The following is a 20,440-nucleotide window of genomic DNA, read 5'->3' on the forward strand; positions in this document are numbered from 1 at the left end:
GACAGTCAGCCCCGATAGAGTGACTGCTGTCCCGGCTTCCCAAATCGCAGGAGTTCTCATGCCCGTCGCCACCCCGGATCAGTACGCCGAAATGCTCGACCGCGCGAAGGCCGGCGGCTTCGCGTACCCGGCTTTCAACGTCTCCAGCTCGCAGACGATCAACTCGGTCCTCCAGGGCCTGACCGAGGCAGGTTCCGACGGAATCATCCAGGTCACCACCGGTGGAGCGGACTACTTCGCCGGCCACACGGTCAAGGCACGCGCGACCGGCGCACTCGCCTTCGCCCGCTTCGCGACCGAGGTCGCGAAGAACTACCCGATCACCGTCGCGCTCCACACGGACCACTGCCCGAAGGATGCCCTCGCCGGCTTCGTCGAGCCGCTGATCTCCGCCTCTGAAGAAGAGGTCAAGGCCGGACGCAACCCGATCTTCCAGTCGCACATGTGGGACGGCTCGGCTGTCCCCCTGGCGGAGAACATCGAGATCGCCAAGGATCTCCTCCCCCGCATGAAGAACATCAACGCGATCCTCGAGGTCGAGATCGGCGTCGTCGGCGGCGAGGAAGACGGTGTCGCGCACGAGGGCTCCAACGACGCGCTCTACACGACCTTCGCGGACGTCGACCAGGCCGTGCAGGCTCTCGGCCTCGGCGAGCAGGGTCGCTACATCGCCGCTCTCACCTTCGGCAACGTCCACGGCGTGTACAAGCCCGGCGGAGTGAAGCTGCGCCCCGAGCTCCTCGGCGAGATCCAGCAGCAGGTCGCCGCGAAGTACAACACCGGCCCGAAGCCGCTCGACCTCGTCTTCCACGGCGGCTCGGGCTCGACCGACGACGAGATCGCCCTCGCGGTAGCTAACGGCGTCATCAAGATGAACATCGACACCGACACGCAGTACGCGTACACCCGTGCGATCGCGGACTACATGTTCAAGAACTACGACGGCGTCCTGAAGGTCGACGGCGAGGTCGGCAACAAGAAGCAGTACGACCCGCGCGCCTGGGGCAAGATCGCTGAGACGGCCATGGCCGCTCGCGTGGTCGAGTCCACGCGCCAGCTCGGCTCGTACGGACAGTCGAAGAGCTGATCAGTCCCGAATGACAGATGCCCCCGGCCGATCGGCCGGGGGCATCTGTCGTTCAGACGGTCACTGACCGGCTGTCTTGGCGACGAAGTCGATGAAGGCGGGATCGTTCATCAGCGGGATCGAGGCGCAGACGGACGCCACGAGCAGAGTGATCGCCGCGCCGGCGAGCGGCACCCACCACGAGCGCTTGCCGGTGCGAAGGCGACGGATGGAGAAGAACGCGGTCAGCGACCAGCCGACCGCCAGGACGATCGCCGCGATCGTGCCCCAGGTTCTCCCCTGCGCGAAGTTCGTGAACTCTCCGTCCACACCGAGCACGCTCATCATCTGATTCATCGCCGTGGAGAAGTCGAGGTACGACAGGCCCGTCATGACGACGTTCACCAGACCGTAGGCGAGCAGGGCGATCGTGACGAATCGGTCGACCGGACGCGGACGCGCGGGGGCCGAACCGGTCGGGGCGCTGCCAGTCTGAGCGGGCCGGCTCGAGGGTGCACCGACCTCGGCGGTCGGAACCTCGCCCAGCGGAGGCAGCCCGGCTGCCCTGCGCTGCTCGTCGAGGGTCGCGATTTCGCCGTACTGGGGCCGCTGGTCCGTCATCCCAGCATGCTAGTCCGATCGACTAGGAGGTGTTCCCAGGGAGCGTCTGAACCGCCCGCACATGATGGCGGCCCCGGAGGAGTGGGGACTCCTCGGGGCCGCGGACTCGGAACGCTGGGGACGTTCGTCATCCAAGTGGATCGAGGAACGCTGGGGACGTTCCACCACCAGTAGCGCCGATTGCACAGACGACTACTTCTCACATGTTATGGAAAGCGTGTGCCCGAGCACCAGTGGCACTTCTTCAGATAGTGAAGAGACGCCGGCGCTGTAAGCGGCGAGCGTCAGAACGACGTCGCGAGACGGGAGGCACTGCCGCCCAGCGCTTCTGCACCCAGCTGGAGCGACAACCGCCGTGCCACCAGTCGGAGCTTCTCGACGAGGCCGCGATCGAGCCGCGGATGGCCTACCGGAAGCGAGACGGCGAGCGACGCTCTGATGTTCGGAGCGGTCACCGGAACGGCGACACAGGCATTTCCGATCGCGTACTCCTCACAGTCCACGGCGAATCCGCGGGAACGCTCGAGCGCCGTCAGCAGAGCCTGCGGGTCCCGTATCGTGCGGGACGTGAGCTGCTCCAGCGGGTGGCGCGAGAGATAGTCCATCCGCTCATCGCGACTCAGGTCCGCGAGGATCTGCTTGCCGAGCGYTGTCGCGTGCGCGCTCGAGTCGAGACTGACCGACAGGTCGATCCGCGGGCTGCGAGCAGCATCCACGATGTCGACGAGGTGCAGCTCGCCATTCTCGTAGCGGGAGAGGTAGGCGGTGGCGCCCACCTCTTCGGTGGCGCGGCGCAGCGCCGCGCGGACATGGGCGAAGAACACGCCGCCCGCATCGGACCGCGAACGGAATGCGGGAAAGTTCTCGCCGAGAACCAGACCGTCGGGCTCGCTCACGAGATACCCCTCATGCACCAGCGTCCGCACGAGGTTGTACGTCGTCCCGGGAGTGAGACCCGTTCGCGCCGCGAGACTCTTGACCGGCACGGGTCGTGGCGAGTTCGCCACGATGTCGACCAGCCGGAGCGCACGCTGAACCGAGCCGATCAGCGTCGGTGCCGCCTCCGTGGCGCCACTGTCACGCATTCCCACCGGAGGAACGACCTCCCAGCGCACGCGCATCGCGCTGGCCCGCAGCATCCTGCCGCAGTTCCTTCGGCAGCGAGAACATCAGGTCCTCTTCCGCCGTCTTGACCTCTTCGACGTCGCGGTACCCGGCTCCTTCGAGCGCCTCGAGCACCTCGTGCACGAGGACCTCCGGAACGGAAGCGCCGCTGGTGACGCCCACCGTGGCGACGCCGTCGAGCCACTCCTGCTTGACCTCTTCGGCGTAGTCCACGCGATAGGCGGCCTTCGCGCCGTACTCGAGTGCGACCTCGACCAGGCGCACCGAGTTCGACGAGTTCGACGAACCGACGACGATCACGAGGTCGGCGTTCGCCGCGACCTTCTTGATGGCGACCTGACGGTTCTGCGTCGCGTAGCAGATGTCATCGGACGGCGGATTGTGCATCTCGGGGAACCGCGCACGCAGGCGATTCACCGTCTCCATGGTCTCGTCGACCGAGAGCGTGGTCTGCGAGAGCCAGACGACCTTCGAGGGATCCTTCACCTGCACGGTGTCGGCTTCGGCCGGCGAGTTCACGATGGTCACGTGCTCGGGGGCTTCACCCGCAGTGCCTTCGACCTCTTCGTGGCCCTCGTGGCCGATGAGTAGGATCTCGAAGTCGTCGCGGGCGAAGCGGACGGCCTCGCGGTGCACCTTCGTGACCAGAGGGCAGGTCGCGTCGATCGCATGGAGTCCGCGGTCGGATGCCGCCTCGACGACGGCAGGTGAGACGCCGTGCGCGCTGAAGACGACATGCGCACCCTCGGGAACCTCGTCGACCTCCTCGACGAAGATCGCACCCTTGTCCTCGAGCTCGGTCACCACGTGGATGTTGTGCACGATCTGCTTGCGCACGTAGACAGGGGCGCCATAGCGCTCGAGCGCCTTCTCGACGGCGACCACGGCGCGGTCGACCCCGGCGCAGTATCCGCGCGGAGCGGCGAGCAGAACGCGCTTGTTCCCGACGACCGGGTTATCCTGAAGCCGCCCGGCCGCCCCACGTACTCGTGGAACGCGCGGAAGGGGCAGATGAACGGCAGTCGAGGTCACTCTTGAATTCTACCGTCGACAACCTGAGCAGGAGCGGGAAGGTGCACTGAGCGGATGACGGTCTTCGAAGCCTCGACGGGATCCGGCGAGACTCCCCCGGCGGATGCGGTCGCTCCGCGCGACTCATCGGCCGATGCTCCGACATCGGTCGCACGTCTCAACGCCACGATCCGCGACTTCGTGGCCCGGTGGAACACCGTGTGGGTGGAGGGCGAGATCACGTCCTGGAACGTCCGCGGCGGCAACATCTTCGCCCGCCTCAAGGACACCCGCTCCGACGCGCAGATCTCGATCCGGATCTGGTCGAGTGTGCGCCCGCRGATCCCCGGCGACCTGGCAGTGGGTGATCATGTCGTGGCCGCGGTCAAGGCCGACTACTTCGTGAAGGCCGGCGACTTCAGCTTCGCCGTCTCCGCGATGAAGCACGTCGGTCTCGGCGACCAGCTCGAGAAGCTCGAGAAGCTCCGTCTGCAGCTGCGCCAGGAGGGACTGTTCGATCCGGCACGCAAGAAGCGCCTGCCCTTCCTCCCGCACGTGATCGGTCTGATCACCGGCGAGAAGTCCGATGCCGAGAAGGACGTGCACCGCAATGCGGAGCTCCGCTGGCCGCAGGTGCGGTTCCGCACCGAGTACGCCGCCGTGCAGGGCGACCGATGCGTGCCGGAGACGCTCGCGGCGCTGGCGCGTCTCGACGCCGACCCCGATGTCGACGTCATCGTCATCGCCCGGGGCGGTGGCGACCCGCAGACGCTTCTCGGATTCAGCGACGAGCGTCTCGTGAGGGCCGTGGCGGCAGCATCCACGCCGATCGTCAGCGCGATCGGCCATGAGAACGATCACCCGCTGCTCGACGACGTCGCCGATCTGCGCGCCTCGACTCCCACGGATGCCGCGAAGCGCGTCGTCCCCGACGTGAGCGAGCAGCGCGCGTTGATCGCGCAACTGCGCTCGAGAGCGACGACGAGGCTCACGCAGCGGCTCTCGCACGACATCGCGCAGCTGGAGCAGTTGCGCTCGCGCCCCTCTCTGCGCTCTCCCGACCCGATCATCGAGTCGCGTTCCCAAGACGTGTGGCTGCTGCTCTCGCGCGGCCGCGACACGATCAGGCGCCAACACGATGCGGCCGGTCGCGCGACCAGCGAACTTCGGGCCTCGCTGAGGGCRCTCTCTCCTGCAGCCACACTGTCGCGCGGCTACGCGATCGCCCACCTCGACGGCGGAGTGATCCTCCGAGACGCCGCGGACGCACCGGCAGGCAGCAGCCTGACGATCACCGTCGACCGCGGCTCGATCGCGGCGCGCTCCGAAGGCGAGATCGAGGAAGCACCGGTGCCTCGTTCCGGCTGAGGGTGTCGTGCGCACCGCGTAGGATGGAGGCGTGAGTGCGCTGAATGACACCCCCGTGGACACCCTGTCATTCGAGGCCGCTCGCGATGAGCTCGTGAAGGTCGTCTCCGAACTCGAACAGGGCGCTCCGACGCTCGAACAGTCGCTCGCACTCTGGGAGCGCGGCGAAGCGCTCGCTGCTCGCTGCGAAGAATGGCTGCTCGGAGCGAAGCGCCGCCTCGAGGCCGCGCGCGCCACGTCGACCGGCACCGCCGAGGGAGACGAATCGTGAACAAGCCGGCTCCCATCGTCGCCGAGCTCGGGCGTCCGGAGACTCCCGAGGAGACCGCCGCACGCAAGGCCGCCTCGAGCAAGGCCTACCGCTCGAGTCAGACCGTGCGCAGTCTGGTCGCCGCGCTGATCGTCACCCTCGCCATCGTCGCGGTGATCGTGCTGGCCGTTCCGCGCGGAGAGCCTGCGACCACGCAGAAGATCGACGTGGTCGGCATCGCCGGCGACGTGGAATCCACCATGGATCGCCCGGTGATCGTGCCCGATCTGGCGGACTTCTGGCGGGTCAACACCGCCGAGCTCACGAGCGCCGCCACCGTGGTCTGGGACGTCACCCTGGCGCCGTCCGCCGAGGACGAGCGCGGATTCATCAAGCTCGCGCAGGCCTTCGACGCCGACTCCTCATGGGCGCCTCAGCGTCTCAACGGCACCGCGCCCACCGACACGACGTCGATCGGCGGCCTGGAATGGGATGTCTACGACATCGGTGATGCCGGGGCGAAGCAGAACATCACCTACGCCATCGGCACCCAGGCGGGTGACGACTACCTGCTGCTCTACGGCTCGCGTTCCGCCGATTCCACCGCGGAACTCGCCGAGTCTCTCGTCCCCCAGATCCGCGACCTCTCGGAGTGACCATGACCCACGCGCTCACGCCCGCTGCTGCCTGGAAGCAGATGCAGGACGGCAATCGGCGATTCGTCGCCGACGCACCTCAGCACCCGAACCAGGACGTGGCTCGACGCAAGCACCTCGCTGAGGCACAGCATCCGGTCGCGACGCTGTTCGGCTGCTCGGACTCGCGCCTCGCCGCGGAGATCATCTTCGACCTCGGACTCGGCGACCTGTTCGTCGTGCGCAACGCCGGCCAGGTGATCGGCGAGTCCATCGTCGCGAGCCTCGAGTATGCGGTCGCCGTGCTGAACGTGCCTCTGATCGTCGTCCTCGCGCATGACTCGTGCGGTGCCGTCCGCGCTGCCATCGACGGAACGGCCATCGACGCCGCGCCCCTGCCGCCGCACATCTGGAAGCTCATCGCCCCGATCGTCCCGGCGGCGCGCAAGGTGCTGGCCGAGAGCGGCGGCACCACCGTCGCCGAGATCGACGCGGAGCTCGTGGGCGAAGAGCACCTGCGCAACACGGTCCGGGACCTGCTGCAGTCGTCCGAGGTGATCTCGCAGGCTGTCTCCGACGGCCGTCTGGGCATCGTGGGCGCCAACTACCGTCTGGCCGAGGGCACTGCGGTGCCCGTCATCACGGTCGGAATCGACACAGACGGAAACGACACCGAGGGGCACGGCCCCGCAACCAAGGAGGGTTCGGAATGACCGACCAGCACAGTGGCGCAGACGCGCAGGGGTACCGCATCGAGCACGACACCATGGGCGAGGTGCGGGTTCCCGTGAACGCGCTCTATGGCGCACAGACGCAGCGCGCCGTCGAGAACTTCCCGATCTCGGGCAAGGGCCTGGAGTCCACGCAGATCGCCGCGCTCGCGCGCATCAAGAAGGCCGCTGCACTCGCGAACAAGGAGCTGGGAACCCTCGACGGGGCCATCGCCGACGCGATCGCCCAGGCCGCCGACCAGGTGGCCGCCGGTGCCCACGACGGTGAGTTCCCGGTCGACACCTACCAGACGGGCTCCGGCACGTCGTCGAACATGAACATGAACGAGGTGCTCGCCACTCTCGCCACCCGCATCCTCGGTGCGAACGTGCACCCGAACGACCACGTGAACGCCTCGCAGTCGTCGAACGACGTGTTCCCGACCTCCGTGCACATCGCCGTCACGCAGGCGCTCATCGACACGCTCATCCCCGCGCTCGACCACCTCGCCGTCGCCTTCGAGGCGAAGGCCGAGCTGTGGAAGGACGCGGTGAAGTCCGGCCGCACGCACCTCATGGACGCCACCCCGGTCACGCTCGGCCAGGAGTTCGGCGGCTACGCCCGTCAGATGCGCCTCGGCATCGAGCGCGTGCAGTCTGCACTCCCCCGCGTCGCCGAGGTTCCGCTGGGCGGCACCGCCACCGGGACCGGCATCAACACGCCGCTCGGATTCCCGCAGAAGGTCATCGAGCTGCTCGCCGCCGAGACCGAGCTGCCGATCACCGAGGCGAAGGACCACTTCGAGGCGCAGGCCAACCGCGACGGACTCGTCGAGGCCTCGGGCGCGCTGCGCACGATCGCGGTCTCGCTGACCAAGATCAACAACGACCTGCGCTGGATGGGCTCGGGCCCCAACACGGGTCTCGGAGAGCTGCACATCCCCGACCTTCAGCCCGGCTCGTCGATCATGCCCGGCAAGGTCAACCCGGTCGTCCCCGAGGCTGTGCTGATGGTCTGCGCCCGGGTGATCGGCAACGACGCGACCGTCGCCTGGGCCGGCGCGTCCGGGTCCTTCGAGCTGAACGTCGCCATCCCGGTCATGGGCACGGCGGTGCTCGAGTCGATCCGTCTGCTCGCGAACGCCTCGCGTGTGCTCGCCGACAAGACCGTCGACGGACTGCAGGCGAACCTCGACCGCGCGGCGGCATTCGCCGGCATGAGCCCGTCGATCGTCACCCCGCTCAACAAGCTCATCGGCTACGAGGCAGCGGCGAAGATCGCCAAGCACTCGGTCGCGAAGGGCATCACGGTGCGCGACGCCGTGATCGACCTCGGATACGTCGAACGCGGCGACCTGACGCTCGAGCAGCTCGACGAGAAGCTCGACCTGCTCTCGATGACCCACCCCGGTTGATCGTCAGGCTCTGAACACGGATGCCGCAGGGACTCGGTCCCTGCGGCATCCGTCGTCTACGGCGTCAGCAGCAGCGGGCACCCGGGTCGGCATCCTGCTGCGCGTAGTGCGCCCTCCAGAACTCCCGCTCACTGAGCGGCTCTCTCTCGGGATGCCGCTCGCGCTCGTGCGCGACGTAGGACGCGTACCGCGACTGCCCGGTCACGCCGTTCACGTACCAGGCGACCGCGTGCCAGGCCCGCCGAACATGGTCGGATACCACGGCGGCCATCAGTGCCCCCTCGTGGGCTGAGCGGACGAAGGGAGTGCGTTCCACTGCTTCTCGACGGCGCGTTCCTCCGACGAGGCGATGAGACCGGCCGGTGCGAAGCGGTGCGACGGCACCTCCGGGTCCTCCTGGTCGATGACGGGCCCGGGGCGCACGGCCTGGATGACCTTGATGATCGAGATGGTGATCACGATCACCGACAGCACGAGGAACGTCACCGACAGGATGCCCTGGATCATGGTGTTGCGGACGACCGCTTCCATCGCGGCGACGCTGGTCGCCGTGCCGAAGGAGGTCTCCCCCGCCGCGAGAGCGTCGCGGAAGGCGACATGGTTCGCGAAGTAGCCGACCTGCGGCACGGTCGAGAAGATCTTCTGCAGCGAGGCCGTCACCGTCACGACCGTGACGAATGCCAGCGGCAGCGCCACCACCCAGAGAACCCTGAAGGTGCGTCTGCGCGCCACGATCGTGAGCACCACGGAGAGGGCGATCGCCGCCAGCAGCTGATTGGCGATGCCGAACAGCGGGAACAGGGTGTTGATGCCGCCGAGAGGATCCGTGACCCCCATGATCAGCACCGCGCCCCACCCCGCGACCATGACGGCCGTGCAGATCCAGGCGCCCACCCGCCACGAGGTGTCCTTGAAGCGAGGGAAGACGTTGCCGACCGAGTCCTGCAGCATGAAGCGCGCGACGCGGGTGCCGGCGTCCACAGCAGTCAGGATGAACAGCGCCTCGAACATGATCGCGAAGTGATACCAGAACGCCATCATCCCGGTGCCGCCGATCCACTGCTGCATGATGTGTGCGAGGCCGAGAGCCAGCGTCGGCGCGCCGCCCGTGCGGGAGACGATCGATTCCTCCCCCACCGCCTCGGCCGTGCTCGTGAGCATCTCGGGTGTCAGGTTCACCCCGGTCAGGCCGAGACCGTTGACGAACGCGACCGCGCCCTCGACCGTGCCGAGCGTCGCCGCCGGCGAGGAGTTCATGGCGAAGTACAGCCCGCGGTCGATGGAGATCGCGGCGACGAGCGCCATGATCGCGACGAACGACTCCATGAGCATCCCGCCGTAGCCGATGAAGCGCGTCTGCTTCTCCTTCTCGATCATCTTCGGCGTCGTGCCCGACGCGATGAGCGCATGGAATCCGCTCAGCGCCCCGCAGGCGATCGTCACGAAGAGGAACGGGAAGAGCGCCCCTGCCCAGACCGGCCCCGTCTCGCCCGCGGCGAACTCGCTGAAGGCCGGGACGGTGATCTCGGGCCGCACGAACAGGATCGCGACGGCGAGCGCCACGATCACGCCGATCTTCATGAACGTCGAGAGGTAGTCACGCGGAGCCAGCAGCATCCACACGGGCAGCACCGCCGCGATGAAGCCGTAGACGATGATGCCCCACGCGATGGTCGTCCGGTCGAGGGTGAAGATCGCCTGACCCCAGTCGGTCTCGGCGACCATGCCCCCGCCGATGATCGCGGCCATCAGCAGCACGAAGCCGATGATCGACACCTCCGTGATCTTGCCGGGGCGGATCCATCGGAGGTACGCCCCCATGAACAGGGCGATCGGGATCGTCATCGCCACGGAGAACACGCCCCACGGGCTCTCCCCGAGGGCGTTCACGACCACGAGGGCGAGGATCGCCGTGATGATGATCATGATGAGCAGCGTCGCGATGATCGCCGCCGTTCCACCGAATCGGCCCAGCTCGTCGCGGGCCATCTGACCGAGAGAGCGTCCGCCTCGCCGCATCGAGAAGAACATCACGAGGTAGTCCTGCACCGCACCCGCGAGCACGACTCCGACGATGATCCAGATCGTGCCGGGGAGGTAGCCCATCTGGGCGGCCAGCACCGGACCGACGAGTGGACCGGCGCCCGCGATGGCGGCGAAGTGGTGGCCGAACAGCACCCGACGATCCGTCGCGACGTAGTCCTTGCCGTCCGCCTTGTACTCGGCGGGGGTCGCTCGCCGGTCGTTCGGCTTGACCAGGTTCCGCTCGATGAACTTCGAGTAGAAGCGGTAGAACACGAGGTAGGTGCAGACCGCCGCGAACACGAACCAGATCGCGTTCACCGTCTCTCCCCTGACGATCGCGAGCATCGTCCAGGCGATGCCGCCCAGCAGCGCGATCGCCACCCAGAGCACGATCTTCAGCGGTGTCCACCGCGGCTTCTCGTCCACCGCCACGGGCGGCAGCTGGTCATCTTCCACGGTCTTCGTCGCATCACTCATCGCGCATCACTCCATCGTCTGCGTTCGGTGCCACGAGCGTATGCCGACGTCAGCGCGGAGGGAAGCGAATCGCCGACGCGTCCTCCGGAATACACGACAGCGGATGCCGTGAGACCACGGCATCCGCTGTCGAAGAGTCAGCTCAGCTGAGCTCGCCTCCCTCCAGAAGCTCAGTCACGAGGGCGGCGATCGCGGAGCGCTCCGAGCGCATCAGGGTCACGTGGGCGAAGAGGTCGTGTCCCTTGAGCGTCTCGATGACGCTGGCGATGCCGTCGTGGCGTCCGACGCGGAGGTTGTCGCGCTGACCGACGTCGTGGGTCAGGATCACTCGGGAGTTCTGCCCCATGCGGCTGAGCACCGTCAGCAGCACGTTGCGCTCGAGCGACTGCGCCTCGTCGACGATCACGAACGCGTCGTGCAACGACCGACCGCGGATGTGCGTGAGCGGAAGCACCTCGAGGATGCCCCGTTCGACGATCTCCTCCATGACGTTGCCCGAGACCACCGAGCCGAGCGTGTCGAAGACCGCCTGCCCCCACGGGCCCATCTTCTCGCCCTGGTCGCCGGGGAGGTACCCGAGCTCCTGGCCCCCGACGGCGAACAGCGGTCGGAACACGATGATCTTCTTCTGCTGCTGCCGCTCGAGCACCGCCTCGAGACCCGCGCAGAGCGCCAGTGCCGACTTTCCGGTGCCCGCACGCCCGCCGAGCGAGACGATGCCGATGTCGGGGTCGGTGAGCAGGTCGATCGCGATCCGCTGTTCGGCRGATCGCCCGTGCATCCCGAAGATGTCGCGATCGCCACGCACGAGCTTGTACTCGCCGTCGCCGGTCACCCTGCCGAGGGCGGATCCCCGCTCGGAGTGGATGATGAGCCCGGTGTTGACCGCCAGGCCTCTGGCGTCTTCACTGATGCCCACCTCGCTCTCGTACAGGTCGCTGATCTCATCGCCCGACAGGTCGAGCGTGGTGATGCCGGTCCAGCCCGAGTCGATGGCCTGCTCGGCGAGGTACTCCTCGGCGCGAAGGCCGAGGGACGCCGCCTTGACCCGCATCGGAAGGTCTTTCGAGACGATGGTGACGTCCTGCCCGTCCTGCGCGAGGTTCATGGCGACGGAGAGGATGCGGGTGTCGTTGTCGCTCAGCCGGATCCCGGCGGGGAGCACCGACGAGTCGGTGTTGGCCAGCTCCACGCGGAGCGTGCCGCCCTCGCCCACCTCGACCGGGAAGTCCAGACGGCCGTGCTCGATGCGCAGGTCGTCGAGGTGACGCAGCGCCTGACGGGCGAAGTAGCCGATCTCGGGGTCGTGGCGCTTGCCCTCGAGCTCGGTGATGACCACGACCGGGACGACCACCGAATGCTCGGCGAACCGGAAGAAGGCCTGAGGATCACTCAGCAGGACGGACGTATCGAGCACGTAGGTCCGGAGATCCTGATCAGGATCAGCGGACGCTGCTCGCGTCGTCGTCTTACGGGTGGACTGCTGCGCTGTGCCTGTGGACTGCTGCGCTGTACGTGAGGTCACGACCCACTCCCGACCCGGGGAATCCCGGTTTGTTCGAACGAGTCGACCAGGGGGTCACGAGTCGTCAACCTGAGGCCGACCCGACGGGCGCCTTGCCCGATGCCTAGAAGCTACGACCAGGTGCCGACATTCGCCTGGCTCGACACGCCACCAGTTCGTTACGTGTTGATTAACGGGACGTGACCGACCACTTGATGCACGGTCTCAGCGGCCGAAGCGCCGATCGCGGTCGGCGAAGTCGCGAATCGCTCGCAGGAAGTCGACCTGGCGCAGATCCGGCCCGAGCGCCTCGACGAAGTAGAACTCGCTGTGCGCGCTCTGCCACAGCAGGAAGTCGCTCAGTCGCTGCTCGCCGCTCGTGCGGATGACGAGATCGGGATCCGGCTGGCCGCCGGTGTAGAGATGTTCGCCGATCATCTCGGGTGTGAGATGCGCGGCGAGGTCTTCGATCGTCCCTCCGGACGCCTGATGCGCGGTGACGATGCTGCGCACGGCGTCGACGATCTCGTTGCGGCCGCCGTAGCCGACCGCGAGGTTGACGTGCAGCCCCGTGTGGTCGCGCGTGCGCTCCTGTGCGTCGTCGAGCACTCTCGCGAGCTCCGCGGGGAGGATGTCCGAGCGGCCGACATGCTTCACTCGCCAGTTGCCCTCGCGCGACAGAGCCTCGGCGAGCTCCGCGATGATCTCGATCAGGTCGGCCAGCTCTGCCGAGTCGCGCTTGAGCAGGTTGTCACTCGACAGAAGATAGAGCGACACGACGCGGATGCCGAGCTCGTCGCACCATCCGAGGAACTCCCGCATCTTGGCGGCACCGGCCCGATGCCCCTCAGCCGGAGTGTCATAACCCAGCTGACGCGCCCAACGCCGATTGCCGTCGATCATCATTGCGACGTGGTGCGGAACCGACTCGGGGTCGAGGTGTCGGCGAAGCCTGCTGGTATAGAGCCGGTACAGCGGCCCCCGCCCCTGAACATCGCGTGACATCACCTCCCTACGCTATCGTGTCGGCGGTCTCGGGACCGAGGATCGATGCTCAGGATATGTACGCTCGGCTGCATGATCGCCCGCATAGAGTGAGGGCGTGAGCACACCCGACTCCTCGGTACCCGACGTCCCCCAGCTGCCCCTCCTGGAGGATGCCGCGCACGACGTCGCCGCGGCCGAGATCAAACCCACCTGGCGAGGCTGGCTGCATGCGGCCACCTTCCCGATCGCCATCGTCGCCGGTGTGGTGCTGATCGTCGTCGCCCAGAGTGGCGCCGCGAAGTGGGCTGCGGCGGTGTTCATGGCGTCATCGCTGCTGCTGTTCGGCAACTCGGCGCTGTATCACCGGATCGACTGGAGTCCGAAGGTCAAGATGATCCTCAAGCGGATCGACCACGCGAACATCCTGCTCCTGATCGCCGGGACGTACACCCCGCTCGCCGTGCTGGCGCTCCCCCCGGGCAAGGGCGCGCTGCTCCTCGTCTTCGTCTGGTCCGGTGCGCTGGTCGGCATCCTGTTCCGCGTGTTCTGGATCAATGCCCCTCGGTGGCTGTATGTCGCGCTCTACCTGCTGCTCGGATGGGCGGCGGTGATGTACCTCGCCGACCTGTTCGTCGCGAACGCGACCATGATGGCGCTCGTCATCGTCGGCGGCCTGCTCTACACGGGCGGCGCGATCGTCTACGCGCTCAAGAAGCCCAATCCGTGGCCTGGCCATTTCGGCTTCCACGAGATCTTCCACCTGTGCACGGTGCTCGCGTTCCTGTGCCACTGGGTCGCGTGCCTGCTCATCGCGCTGGCGCCGCTGTCCCCGTCGCTCGGGGCCTGAACCGCTCCGGTCAGGTCAGCGCTTCTCGGGGTCGTCGTCGCCCTCGCGGACGATCGGCAGATCGGCATCCGTCTCGGTCGCCTCGTCGGCCGCGAGCGCGGCCTCTTCGGCATCGAGCTCGTCCCTGACCTCTTCGCGGTAGCGCACCCGACGGATCCGACGGTTCATGTCGAGGATCAGCAGGATCACCGCGATGAGGATGATCACCACGGCGGCGAAGCCGACGAATCCGGGCGTGACCAGCTCCGGTGCCACGGTCATCGTGGGCGTCGGCATCGGGGTCTCGGTCAGAGCAAGCATGGAGTCTGCCTTTCATGCGCAGGTCGCATAACCTGGAGTTACCAGCCTAACGACCGGAAGACCCACCCCGTGACGACCGCACAACAGCTCGACGACCGCTATGGCCGCACCCGCACCCGACGGGGTCCGTGGATCATCGTCATCGCCATCGCCGCGCTTCTCGTCGGCGCGTTCGGCTGGATGATCGTCACGTCGCAGATGAACGCCGTCGACTCCGACGACCTCGGCTTCGACCTGGTCGACGAGCACAGCGTCACCGTGCGCTTCCAGATCACCGGAGTGCAGGGCAAGGACGTGGCCTGCGTCGTCGAGGCACTCGACGAGGAGTTCGGCGTGGTCGGCTGGAAGGTCGTCGAGATCCCTGCGGGAGACACGCATTCGCAGGCGCTCTCGGCCACGGTTCCCACCGTCTCAGCCGCGACGACAGGTTTGGTGAACAGCTGCTGGGTCGCCTAGACTCGTGCCAGACAGATGACGCCCTGGCACGTGCCGGGGCGTCTTGGCATATCCCCCGCGGAACGTCGCCGGGTACCTACCGAAGGAGCTTCGTCATGTCTACTGACGCTCAGGTTCCCTTCCTCACGCAGGAAGCGTATGACCGGCTCGTCGCCGAGCTCGAGCACCTCTCCACCACCGGTCGCGAAGAGATCGCCAAGCGCATCGAAGCGGCCCGCGAAGAGGGCGACCTCAAGGAGAACGGCGGCTACCACGCCGCCAAGGACGAGCAGGGCAAGCAGGAGGCGCGGATCCGCACCCTCGAGAACCTCCTCAAGACGGCCAAGGTCGGTGAGGCGCCCGCGAGCCGCGGCATCGTCGAGCCCGGCACCGTCGTCACCGCGATCGTCGCCGGCGGCGAAGAGGTCTTCCTGCTCGGCAGCCGCGAGATCGCCGTGGGCAGCGACCTCGACGTCTACAGCGAGGCCAGCCCGCTCGGACAGGCGATCCTCGGACTCAAGGTCGGCGAGAAGTCGTCCTACGAGGCTCCGAACGGCCGCGCGATCTCGGTCGAGATCGTGAACGTCGACACCTACACGGGCTGACACCGGTCAGCATCGGGCTCGTGCCCTGACATGCAGATGCCCCGTCCGACCGGACGGGGCATCTGCATGTCAGGGCTGAGTGCGCGTCGCGTCAGTCCGGCACGACGATCGGCTGGAAGCCGGCGTGACGGAGCGTGTCCAGGGTGTGCTCGGAGTGCTCGGCACCGCGCGTCTCGACGCTGAGCTCGAGGAACACCTCGCTGATCTGCAGGCCGTGCCCGTGCCGCGTGTGCATGGCCTCGATGACGTTGGCTCCCGCCTGGGCGATGAGCTCCGAGACTCGCGCGAGCTGACCGGGGCGATCGGGCAGCGGGATGCGGATCGTGAGATAACGGCCCGAGGCCGCGAGGCCGTGGGAGACGACACGCTGCAGCAGCAGCGGGTCGATGTTGCCTCCGGAGACGACGGCCATGGTCGTGCCGCTCGCCTTCACCTTGCCGGCGAGGATCGCGGCGACACCCACCGCTCCGGCGGGCTCCGCGATCACCTTGGACTGCTCGAGAAGAACCAGAATGGCGCGCGCCAGGTCGTCGTCGGTCACGGTGACGACCTCGTCGACGAGGTCCTTGATGATCTCGAACGGTATGGCTCCCGGTCGCGCGACCAGGATTCCGTCGGCGATCGTCGGCTTCGTCTCGATGTCGACGGGGTACCCGGCCTCCAGCGAGGGGATCATCGCCGCGGCGTTCTCGGCCTGTACGCCGATGATGCGCACCGTGCGCCCGAGTTCGGCAGCCTTGGCCTTCACCGCGGCCGCGACGCCGGCGATGAGGCCCCCGCCGCCGATTCCCAGCACGATCGTGTCGACATCGGGAGCGTCCTCGAGCAGCTCGAGTCCGAGTGTGCCCTGCCCGATGACGACGTCGCGGTGGTCGAACGGATGGATGATCACTGCCCCGGTGCGTTCGGCGAACTCCGCAGCGAGTCGCAGCGAGGTCGCCACGGTCTCTCCCTCGAGCACGACCTCGGCACCGTAGCTCCTCGTCGCCAGCAGCTTGGGCACCGGAATGCCCAGGGGCACGAAGATGGTCGCCTGGATTCCGAGCGTCTGAGCCGCGAGGGCGACGCCCTGTGCATGGTTTCCGGCGGACGCTGCGACCACGCCGCGTGAACGCTCCTCGGCGCTCAGCTGCGAGAGGCGGTATGCCGAACCACGGATCTTGAAGGATCCCGTTCGCTGCAGGTTCTCCATCTTGAGCACCACCGGTGCGCCGAGCACGTCCGACAGGGCGCGCGAGGGCAGGGTCGGCGTTCGCGTGATCACCTCAGCCAGACTCTGAGCGGCGTTCTCGAACTCGGTCAGGCTGGGGACTGCGCTCATCGATTCCTCCGTGTGCGCTCGCGTGGCACTGTGCTCCAGATAAGGTCTGCGTTCGGTTTATCGCCGGTGCGCCAGGCGCCGGTGCTGACTGTGACCGCGGCGACGTTGACGAAGGCCGCGAGAGGCACCGCGAACAGCGCGCCGGGGATGCCGCCGACCATCGAGCCCCCGGCGACCACCAGGACGACGGCGAGCGGATGCACCTTCACTGCCGAGCCCATGAGGATCGGCTGCAGGATGTGACCCTCGAGCTGCTGCACGCCGAGCACGACGGCCAGCATCGCGAGCGCGATCCAGGGGCCGTTGTAGACCAGCGCGAGCAGTACGGCGATCGCGCCGGTCACGACGGCACCGACGATCGGCACGAACGAACCGAGGAAGACGAGCACGGCGACGGGGATCGCCAGCGGCACGCCGAGCAGAGCGGCGCCGACGCCGATGCCGACCGCATCGATCGCGGCGACGAGCAGTTGGGTTCGGGCGTAGTTGACGATCGTCGCGAAGCCGTTGCTCGCGGCGGCGTCGGCGGCGGGGCGCGCAGCGCGCGGGAAGAGGCGCAGCGTCCACTCCCAGATGCCCCGGCCGTCGGCGAGCAGGCAGATCAGGATGAAGAGCGAGAGGACCGCACCGGTCACGACATGCGCCGCGGTCGTGCCGACTGCGAGCGCACCGTTCAAGAGCGTCTGAGTCTGCTCGTTGACGACCTGGAGGGCCTGGTCGATGTATCCCTGGATCTGCGAGTCGCTGAGGTGCAGCGGTCCGGTGAGTAGGAACTGACGGAACTCGTCGACCGCCTGCGCACTGCGCTCCTGCACGTCGGGCAGCTGCGCACGGACCTGCCAGATCACGAGCCACATGAGCAGGGACACGATCGCGAGCGTGCCGATGATCGAGAGGGCGACGGCCAGCCACCGCGGGAAGCGGTGGCGCAGCATCCACTGGAATCCCGGCCACAGCAGGGCCGTGATCAGGATGCCGACCATGAGCGGGATCACGAGGAGCTTCAGCTCGATGACGAGCCAGATGAATCCGGCCACCACCGCGGCGATCAGCAGAATCCGCCACGAGTATGCCGCCGTGACGCGCAGCCCTCGGGGGACCGCCTCGTCGGCCTCGGTGGTCACCGTGCGATCAAGGGAGACGGGGCGCGGACGGAAGAGGTCTCTCAGCCGCGGACGCTGCTCTTCACTCATCGCCCAAGTCTACGGCGCAGCCGCCGACCGTCGTGACGGGCCGGGCGCGGATGTCGGCGCTCGGCGCTACCCTGACGAGGTGACCGACACCCTCAGCGCCGCCCAGGCCCGTCGCATCGCGCTCGCCGCGCAGGGCTTCTCTCGTGCACGCCCGGCCTCGGTGTCGGCCCGGCACATCCACCGCGTCATGGATCGTCTCGGCGTGCTGCAGATCGACTCGGTCAACGTGTTCGCACGGTCRCACTACATGCCGCTGTTCTCGCGCCTGGGTGCCTACGAACCGGCGCTCTTCGATCGCGTCTTCCATTCGCRCACGACCCATTACGTCGAGTACATGGCTCACGAGGCGACGTTCATCCCCATCGAGGACTGGCCTCTGTGGCGATTCCGCATGGATCACTTCCGCGCCAGATGGGCGGCGCCCGACTCCTGGATGAGCACCAACACGCGCACTCTCCGCTGGGTGCAGGACGAGCTCCGAGCCAGGGGGCCGCTGCGACCGGCCGACCTCCGCGACGACGCTCCTCGCGAGCGTGGCACATGGTGGGATTGGGATGACGTGAAGCTCGCCCTCGAGCACCTGTGGCGCACCGGCGACGTGGCGATCAGCGGTCGAAAGGGCTTCGAGCGCACGTACGCGCTCGCCGAGCAGGTGATCCCCGACGCCATCCTGTCGCAGCACGTGCCCCGGGAGGACGCGATCCGCGAGCTCACCCGGCGCGCGGCACGATCGTCGGGGGTCGCGACCCAGTCGGACCTCGCGGACTACCACCGCATCCGCGACCGAGCGGCGGTGTCGCAGTCGATCGCGGATCTGGTCGACTCAGGCGAGATCCTCCCGGTCTCCGTGCGCGGCTGGGACCGCGGCGGTCGTCCGCTGCCCAGCTGGAGGCACCGCGACGCCGTGCTGCCGCGCAGGATCGACGCCGCCGCGCTCCTGACGCCTTTCGATCCCGTGGTCTGGTTCCGTGACAGGGCTCTGCGCGCCTTCGAGCTCGATTACCGGATCGAGATCTACGTTCCTGCCGAGAAGCGGCGATACGGGTACTACTCGCTGCCCGTGCTCGTCGGCGACCGCATCGTGGCGCGTGTCGATCTCAAGGCCGACCGCGCGACGTCGACGCTCCAGGTGCAATCGGCCTGGTGGGAGCCTCAGGGCCAGCCGGGCGCGGATGCCGAGAAGATCGCCGCCGAGCTCGCCCTCGCGGCGGCATGGCAGGGGCTGGCGCACGTCTCCGTCTCGCGCTGGGGCACCGCGTCCGAGGCTCTGCATGCGGCGCTGTCCGGTCGCGCAGACGCATCCGTGCGTCGCCATGTGCACGCCAGAGAGGCATCCGAGTGAATCGCCGCCTCGCGTGGACGATCGGCGGCGGTGTCGCCGCGCTCCTGGTCGCGGGGGCAGCCGTGTGGCTCTGGCAGGCGTCGAGCGACGTCCCCTCGGCACGGGCCACGCCGACCGCGACGAGCTCGCCGACACCCGATGCCGATCCGCGGGCTCTGGCGCAGCAGGCGCTCGACGATCACCTCGAGGACTGCACCTCTGTCGTGGTCACCGACGGCGTCGTCCCCGAGGGGTGCGGGATCAGGATCCCGTGGGGCACCGAGTTCGCCGCGGTCGACGACGTCCGCTTCCGCGTCGAGCGGATGCCGGTACTCGAGCTGACGGATGACGGATTCATCGCCGAAGGCGGCATCCTCGTCGCGACCGTGTCGGGCACCGGACAAGACGGCAGTCCGCGAACCGAGACCTATCGCACGGACTCGTGGACGCTCCGCGGCGACGCGAGCGTCGAGGATGGGGACGTCGATCTCGACGTGTGGTGAGCAGCGCTCCGAGTCAGCGCCCGAATACGCAGAAGGCCCGATGCGACGATGCGCATCGGGCCTTCCCGCAGGTCAGAACTGCACACGCGGCGGCTCGGAGATCGCGCCGCTGTCGGCGACCTCGAAGAACTCGCGCTCGGTGAATCCGAGCCCCTTCGCGAAGAGGTTGTTCGGGAAGACCTTGATCTTCGTGTTCAGCTCGCGGACCCCGCCGTTGTAGAAGCGGCGCGCGGCCTGGATCTTGTCTTCGGTGTCGACGAGGGCCTGCTGCACCTGCAGGAAGTTCTGGCTCGCCTGCAGCTGCGGATAAGCCTCCGCGACCGCGAAGAGGCTGCGAAGCGCCTGCTGGAGGTGCCCCTCTGCGATTCCCGCCTCACCCGGGCTGCCGGCCGAGAGCGTCTCCGCTCGCGCACGAGTGACGTTCTCGAAGACCGCCTTCTCATGCGAGGCGTAACCCTTGACCGTCTCGATGAGGTTGGGTATCAGATCTGCCCTGCGCTTCAGTTGGACCGTGATGCCACTCCACGCCTCGTCGACGCGGACGTTCAGCTGCACCAGCGAGTTGTAGGTCGCCCAGAGGTAGATTCCGATGAGCAGAATCACACCGACGACGATCAGTACCGGCACGAGCCATTCCATCAGAGGCCCACCCTTCCTCGTGTTTGTCTCATCCTATCGGCGCAGCCTGCGCGTCGACTGGGTGCGGCGGTCAGGCGCAGAA

Annotated in this window: 22 protein-coding genes; 11 read left to right on the forward strand and 11 right to left on the reverse strand. The window is 67.6% G+C overall.

Translation table 11 applies throughout. The features are described 5' to 3' along the window. The first annotated feature begins 58 nt into the window (after window positions 1–58). Window positions 59–1,087: a class II fructose-bisphosphate aldolase gene (fbaA, locus tag AC04ME_RS17880; protein ID WP_042542045.1), complete on the forward strand. Its 1,029-nt coding sequence runs from the start codon at window positions 59–61 to the stop codon at window positions 1,085–1,087. Between the two features lie 60 nt (window positions 1,088–1,147). Here fbaA and AC04ME_RS17885 read toward each other — a convergent pair whose 3' ends face one another. The 3 genes from AC04ME_RS17885 to AC04ME_RS17895 all read right to left on the reverse strand — a co-directional run bounded on the left by AC04ME_RS17885 (window position 1,148) and on the right by AC04ME_RS17895 (window position 3,844). Beyond that, window positions 1,148–1,687, reverse strand: a complete 540-nt coding sequence (locus AC04ME_RS17885) for a DUF6264 family protein (RefSeq protein WP_475436383.1) — start codon at window positions 1,685–1,687, stop codon at window positions 1,148–1,150. A gap of 284 nt (window positions 1,688–1,971) precedes the next feature. After that, on the reverse strand, window positions 1,972–2,772 hold the full coding sequence (locus AC04ME_RS17890) for an IclR family transcriptional regulator (protein WP_475436385.1): 801 nt from the start codon (window positions 2,770–2,772) through the stop codon (window positions 1,972–1,974). Beyond that, window positions 2,765–3,844, reverse strand: a complete 1,080-nt coding sequence (locus tag AC04ME_RS17895) for a 4-hydroxy-3-methylbut-2-enyl diphosphate reductase (RefSeq protein WP_197066103.1) — start codon at window positions 3,842–3,844, stop codon at window positions 2,765–2,767. The genes AC04ME_RS17890 and AC04ME_RS17895 overlap by 8 nt, the downstream gene beginning before the upstream one ends. Before the next feature lie 54 nt (window positions 3,845–3,898). On the opposite strand from AC04ME_RS17895, the gene xseA reads away from it, so the two are divergent. Genes xseA through AC04ME_RS17920 form a run of 5 tightly spaced genes read left to right on the forward strand, consistent with a single transcriptional unit; the run spans window position 3,899 to window position 8,201 of the window. Beyond that, window positions 3,899–5,191, forward strand: coding sequence for an exodeoxyribonuclease VII large subunit (xseA, locus tag AC04ME_RS17900; protein WP_475436387.1), 1,293 nt, complete (start codon window positions 3,899–3,901; stop codon window positions 5,189–5,191). 31 nt (window positions 5,192–5,222) lie between these two features. Continuing rightward, on the forward strand, window positions 5,223–5,462 hold the full coding sequence (locus AC04ME_RS17905) for an exodeoxyribonuclease VII small subunit (RefSeq protein ID WP_042542048.1): 240 nt from the start codon (window positions 5,223–5,225) through the stop codon (window positions 5,460–5,462). Further along, on the forward strand, window positions 5,459–6,097 hold the full coding sequence (locus AC04ME_RS17910) for a DUF4245 family protein (protein WP_475436389.1): 639 nt from the start codon (window positions 5,459–5,461) through the stop codon (window positions 6,095–6,097). Before AC04ME_RS17905 ends, AC04ME_RS17910 begins: the two co-directional genes overlap by 4 nt. Before the next feature lie 2 nt (window positions 6,098–6,099). Beyond that, entirely contained in the window at window positions 6,100–6,789 is a 690-nt protein-coding gene (locus AC04ME_RS17915) for a carbonic anhydrase (protein ID WP_042542050.1), read from the forward strand. Then, window positions 6,786–8,201, forward strand: coding sequence for a class II fumarate hydratase (locus AC04ME_RS17920; RefSeq protein WP_079112504.1), 1,416 nt, complete (start codon window positions 6,786–6,788; stop codon window positions 8,199–8,201). Before AC04ME_RS17915 ends, AC04ME_RS17920 begins: the two co-directional genes overlap by 4 nt. A 64-nt stretch (window positions 8,202–8,265) precedes the next feature. On the opposite strand, the gene AC04ME_RS17925 is transcribed toward AC04ME_RS17920, so the two are convergent. The 4 genes from AC04ME_RS17925 to AC04ME_RS17940 form a co-directional block, all read right to left on the reverse strand. Further along, a complete protein-coding gene (locus tag AC04ME_RS17925; RefSeq protein ID WP_042542052.1) occupies window positions 8,266–8,472 on the reverse strand; it encodes a YbdD/YjiX family protein in 207 nt (68 codons plus the stop codon). Beyond that, the gene (locus AC04ME_RS17930; protein ID WP_042542053.1) at window positions 8,472–10,703 is read right to left on the reverse strand and encodes a carbon starvation CstA family protein; all 2,232 of its coding nucleotides are present in this window, start codon (window positions 10,701–10,703) and stop codon (window positions 8,472–8,474) included. The genes AC04ME_RS17925 and AC04ME_RS17930 overlap by 1 nt, the downstream gene beginning before the upstream one ends. 142 nt (window positions 10,704–10,845) lie before the next feature. Further along, on the reverse strand, window positions 10,846–12,228 hold the full coding sequence (locus tag AC04ME_RS17935) for a PhoH family protein (RefSeq protein ID WP_309687019.1): 1,383 nt from the start codon (window positions 12,226–12,228) through the stop codon (window positions 10,846–10,848). Between the two features lie 204 nt (window positions 12,229–12,432). Beyond that, complete coding sequence (locus tag AC04ME_RS17940; protein ID WP_042542055.1) at window positions 12,433–13,212, reverse strand: isoprenyl transferase; 780 nt, start codon at window positions 13,210–13,212, stop codon at window positions 12,433–12,435. 97 nt (window positions 13,213–13,309) lie between these two features. Between AC04ME_RS17940 and trhA the strand changes: the two genes are divergently transcribed. Continuing rightward, a complete protein-coding gene (gene trhA / locus AC04ME_RS17945) occupies window positions 13,310–14,041 on the forward strand; it encodes a PAQR family membrane homeostasis protein TrhA (protein ID WP_475436393.1) in 732 nt (243 codons plus the stop codon). A 15-nt stretch (window positions 14,042–14,056) separates the two neighbouring features. Here the strand turns inward: trhA and AC04ME_RS17950 are convergent, their stop codons facing one another. Next, window positions 14,057–14,341 carry a hypothetical protein gene (locus tag AC04ME_RS17950; RefSeq protein ID WP_056376082.1) on the reverse strand — a complete coding sequence of 95 codons (285 nt, stop codon included), beginning with the start codon at window positions 14,339–14,341 and terminating at the stop codon, window positions 14,057–14,059. 69 nt (window positions 14,342–14,410) lie between these two features. Here AC04ME_RS17950 and AC04ME_RS17955 point away from each other — a divergent pair, with 69 nt between their 5' ends. Beyond that, the gene (locus AC04ME_RS17955) at window positions 14,411–14,797 is read left to right on the forward strand and encodes a DUF4307 domain-containing protein (RefSeq protein ID WP_042542058.1); all 387 of its coding nucleotides are present in this window, start codon (window positions 14,411–14,413) and stop codon (window positions 14,795–14,797) included. Between the two features lie 95 nt (window positions 14,798–14,892). Beyond that, window positions 14,893–15,381, forward strand: coding sequence for a transcription elongation factor GreA (greA, locus tag AC04ME_RS17960; RefSeq protein ID WP_042542059.1), 489 nt, complete (start codon window positions 14,893–14,895; stop codon window positions 15,379–15,381). A 91-nt stretch (window positions 15,382–15,472) separates the two neighbouring features. Here the strand turns inward: greA and ilvA are convergent, their stop codons facing one another. Together ilvA and AC04ME_RS17970 are read right to left on the reverse strand one after the other, a co-directional pair. Then, window positions 15,473–16,702 (reverse strand): threonine ammonia-lyase, encoded by a 1,230-nt coding sequence (gene ilvA, locus AC04ME_RS17965; protein ID WP_079112502.1) that lies wholly within the window; start codon window positions 16,700–16,702, stop codon window positions 15,473–15,475. After that, complete coding sequence (locus tag AC04ME_RS17970; RefSeq protein ID WP_079112501.1) at window positions 16,699–17,895, reverse strand: AI-2E family transporter; 1,197 nt, start codon at window positions 17,893–17,895, stop codon at window positions 16,699–16,701. Before AC04ME_RS17970 ends, ilvA begins: the two co-directional genes overlap by 4 nt. A 79-nt stretch (window positions 17,896–17,974) precedes the next feature. On the opposite strand from AC04ME_RS17970, the gene AC04ME_RS17975 reads away from it, so the two are divergent. Continuing rightward, window positions 17,975–19,237, forward strand: coding sequence for a winged helix-turn-helix domain-containing protein (locus AC04ME_RS17975; RefSeq protein ID WP_475436396.1), 1,263 nt, complete (start codon window positions 17,975–17,977; stop codon window positions 19,235–19,237). Then, window positions 19,234–19,719, forward strand: coding sequence for a hypothetical protein (locus tag AC04ME_RS17980; RefSeq protein WP_475436397.1), 486 nt, complete (start codon window positions 19,234–19,236; stop codon window positions 19,717–19,719). Before AC04ME_RS17975 ends, AC04ME_RS17980 begins: the two co-directional genes overlap by 4 nt. A gap of 72 nt (window positions 19,720–19,791) precedes the next feature. On the opposite strand, the gene AC04ME_RS17985 is transcribed toward AC04ME_RS17980, so the two are convergent. Beyond that, on the reverse strand, window positions 19,792–20,358 hold the full coding sequence (locus tag AC04ME_RS17985; RefSeq protein ID WP_042542063.1) for a LemA family protein: 567 nt from the start codon (window positions 20,356–20,358) through the stop codon (window positions 19,792–19,794). Between the last annotated feature and the right edge of the window lie 82 nt (window positions 20,359–20,440).

It is taken from the genome of Microbacterium sp. LjRoot205, assembly GCF_056175745.1.

Coding starts and splice junctions, on each gene's coding strand:
- ilvA (WP_079112502.1), bottom strand. CDS start 16,702: ATGAGCGCAGTCCCCAGCCTGACCGAGTTCGAGAACGCCGCTCAGAGT.
- AC04ME_RS17925 (WP_042542052.1), bottom strand. CDS start 8,472: ATGGCCGCCGTGGTATCCGACCATGTTCGGCGGGCCTGGCACGCGGTC.
- fbaA (WP_042542045.1), top strand. CDS start 59: ATGCCCGTCGCCACCCCGGATCAGTACGCCGAAATGCTCGACCGCGCG.
- AC04ME_RS17920 (WP_079112504.1), top strand. CDS start 6,786: ATGACCGACCAGCACAGTGGCGCAGACGCGCAGGGGTACCGCATCGAG.
- AC04ME_RS17940 (WP_042542055.1), bottom strand. CDS start 13,212: ATGTCACGCGATGTTCAGGGGCGGGGGCCGCTGTACCGGCTCTATACC.
- AC04ME_RS17915 (WP_042542050.1), top strand. CDS start 6,100: ATGACCCACGCGCTCACGCCCGCTGCTGCCTGGAAGCAGATGCAGGAC.
- AC04ME_RS17885 (WP_475436383.1), bottom strand. CDS start 1,687: ATGACGGACCAGCGGCCCCAGTACGGCGAAATCGCGACCCTCGACGAG.
- AC04ME_RS17950 (WP_056376082.1), bottom strand. CDS start 14,341: ATGCTTGCTCTGACCGAGACCCCGATGCCGACGCCCACGATGACCGTG.
- AC04ME_RS17985 (WP_042542063.1), bottom strand. CDS start 20,358: ATGGAATGGCTCGTGCCGGTACTGATCGTCGTCGGTGTGATTCTGCTC.
- AC04ME_RS17970 (WP_079112501.1), bottom strand. CDS start 17,895: ATGAGTGAAGAGCAGCGTCCGCGGCTGAGAGACCTCTTCCGTCCGCGC.
- AC04ME_RS17930 (WP_042542053.1), bottom strand. CDS start 10,703: ATGAGTGATGCGACGAAGACCGTGGAAGATGACCAGCTGCCGCCCGTG.
- greA (WP_042542059.1), top strand. CDS start 14,893: ATGTCTACTGACGCTCAGGTTCCCTTCCTCACGCAGGAAGCGTATGAC.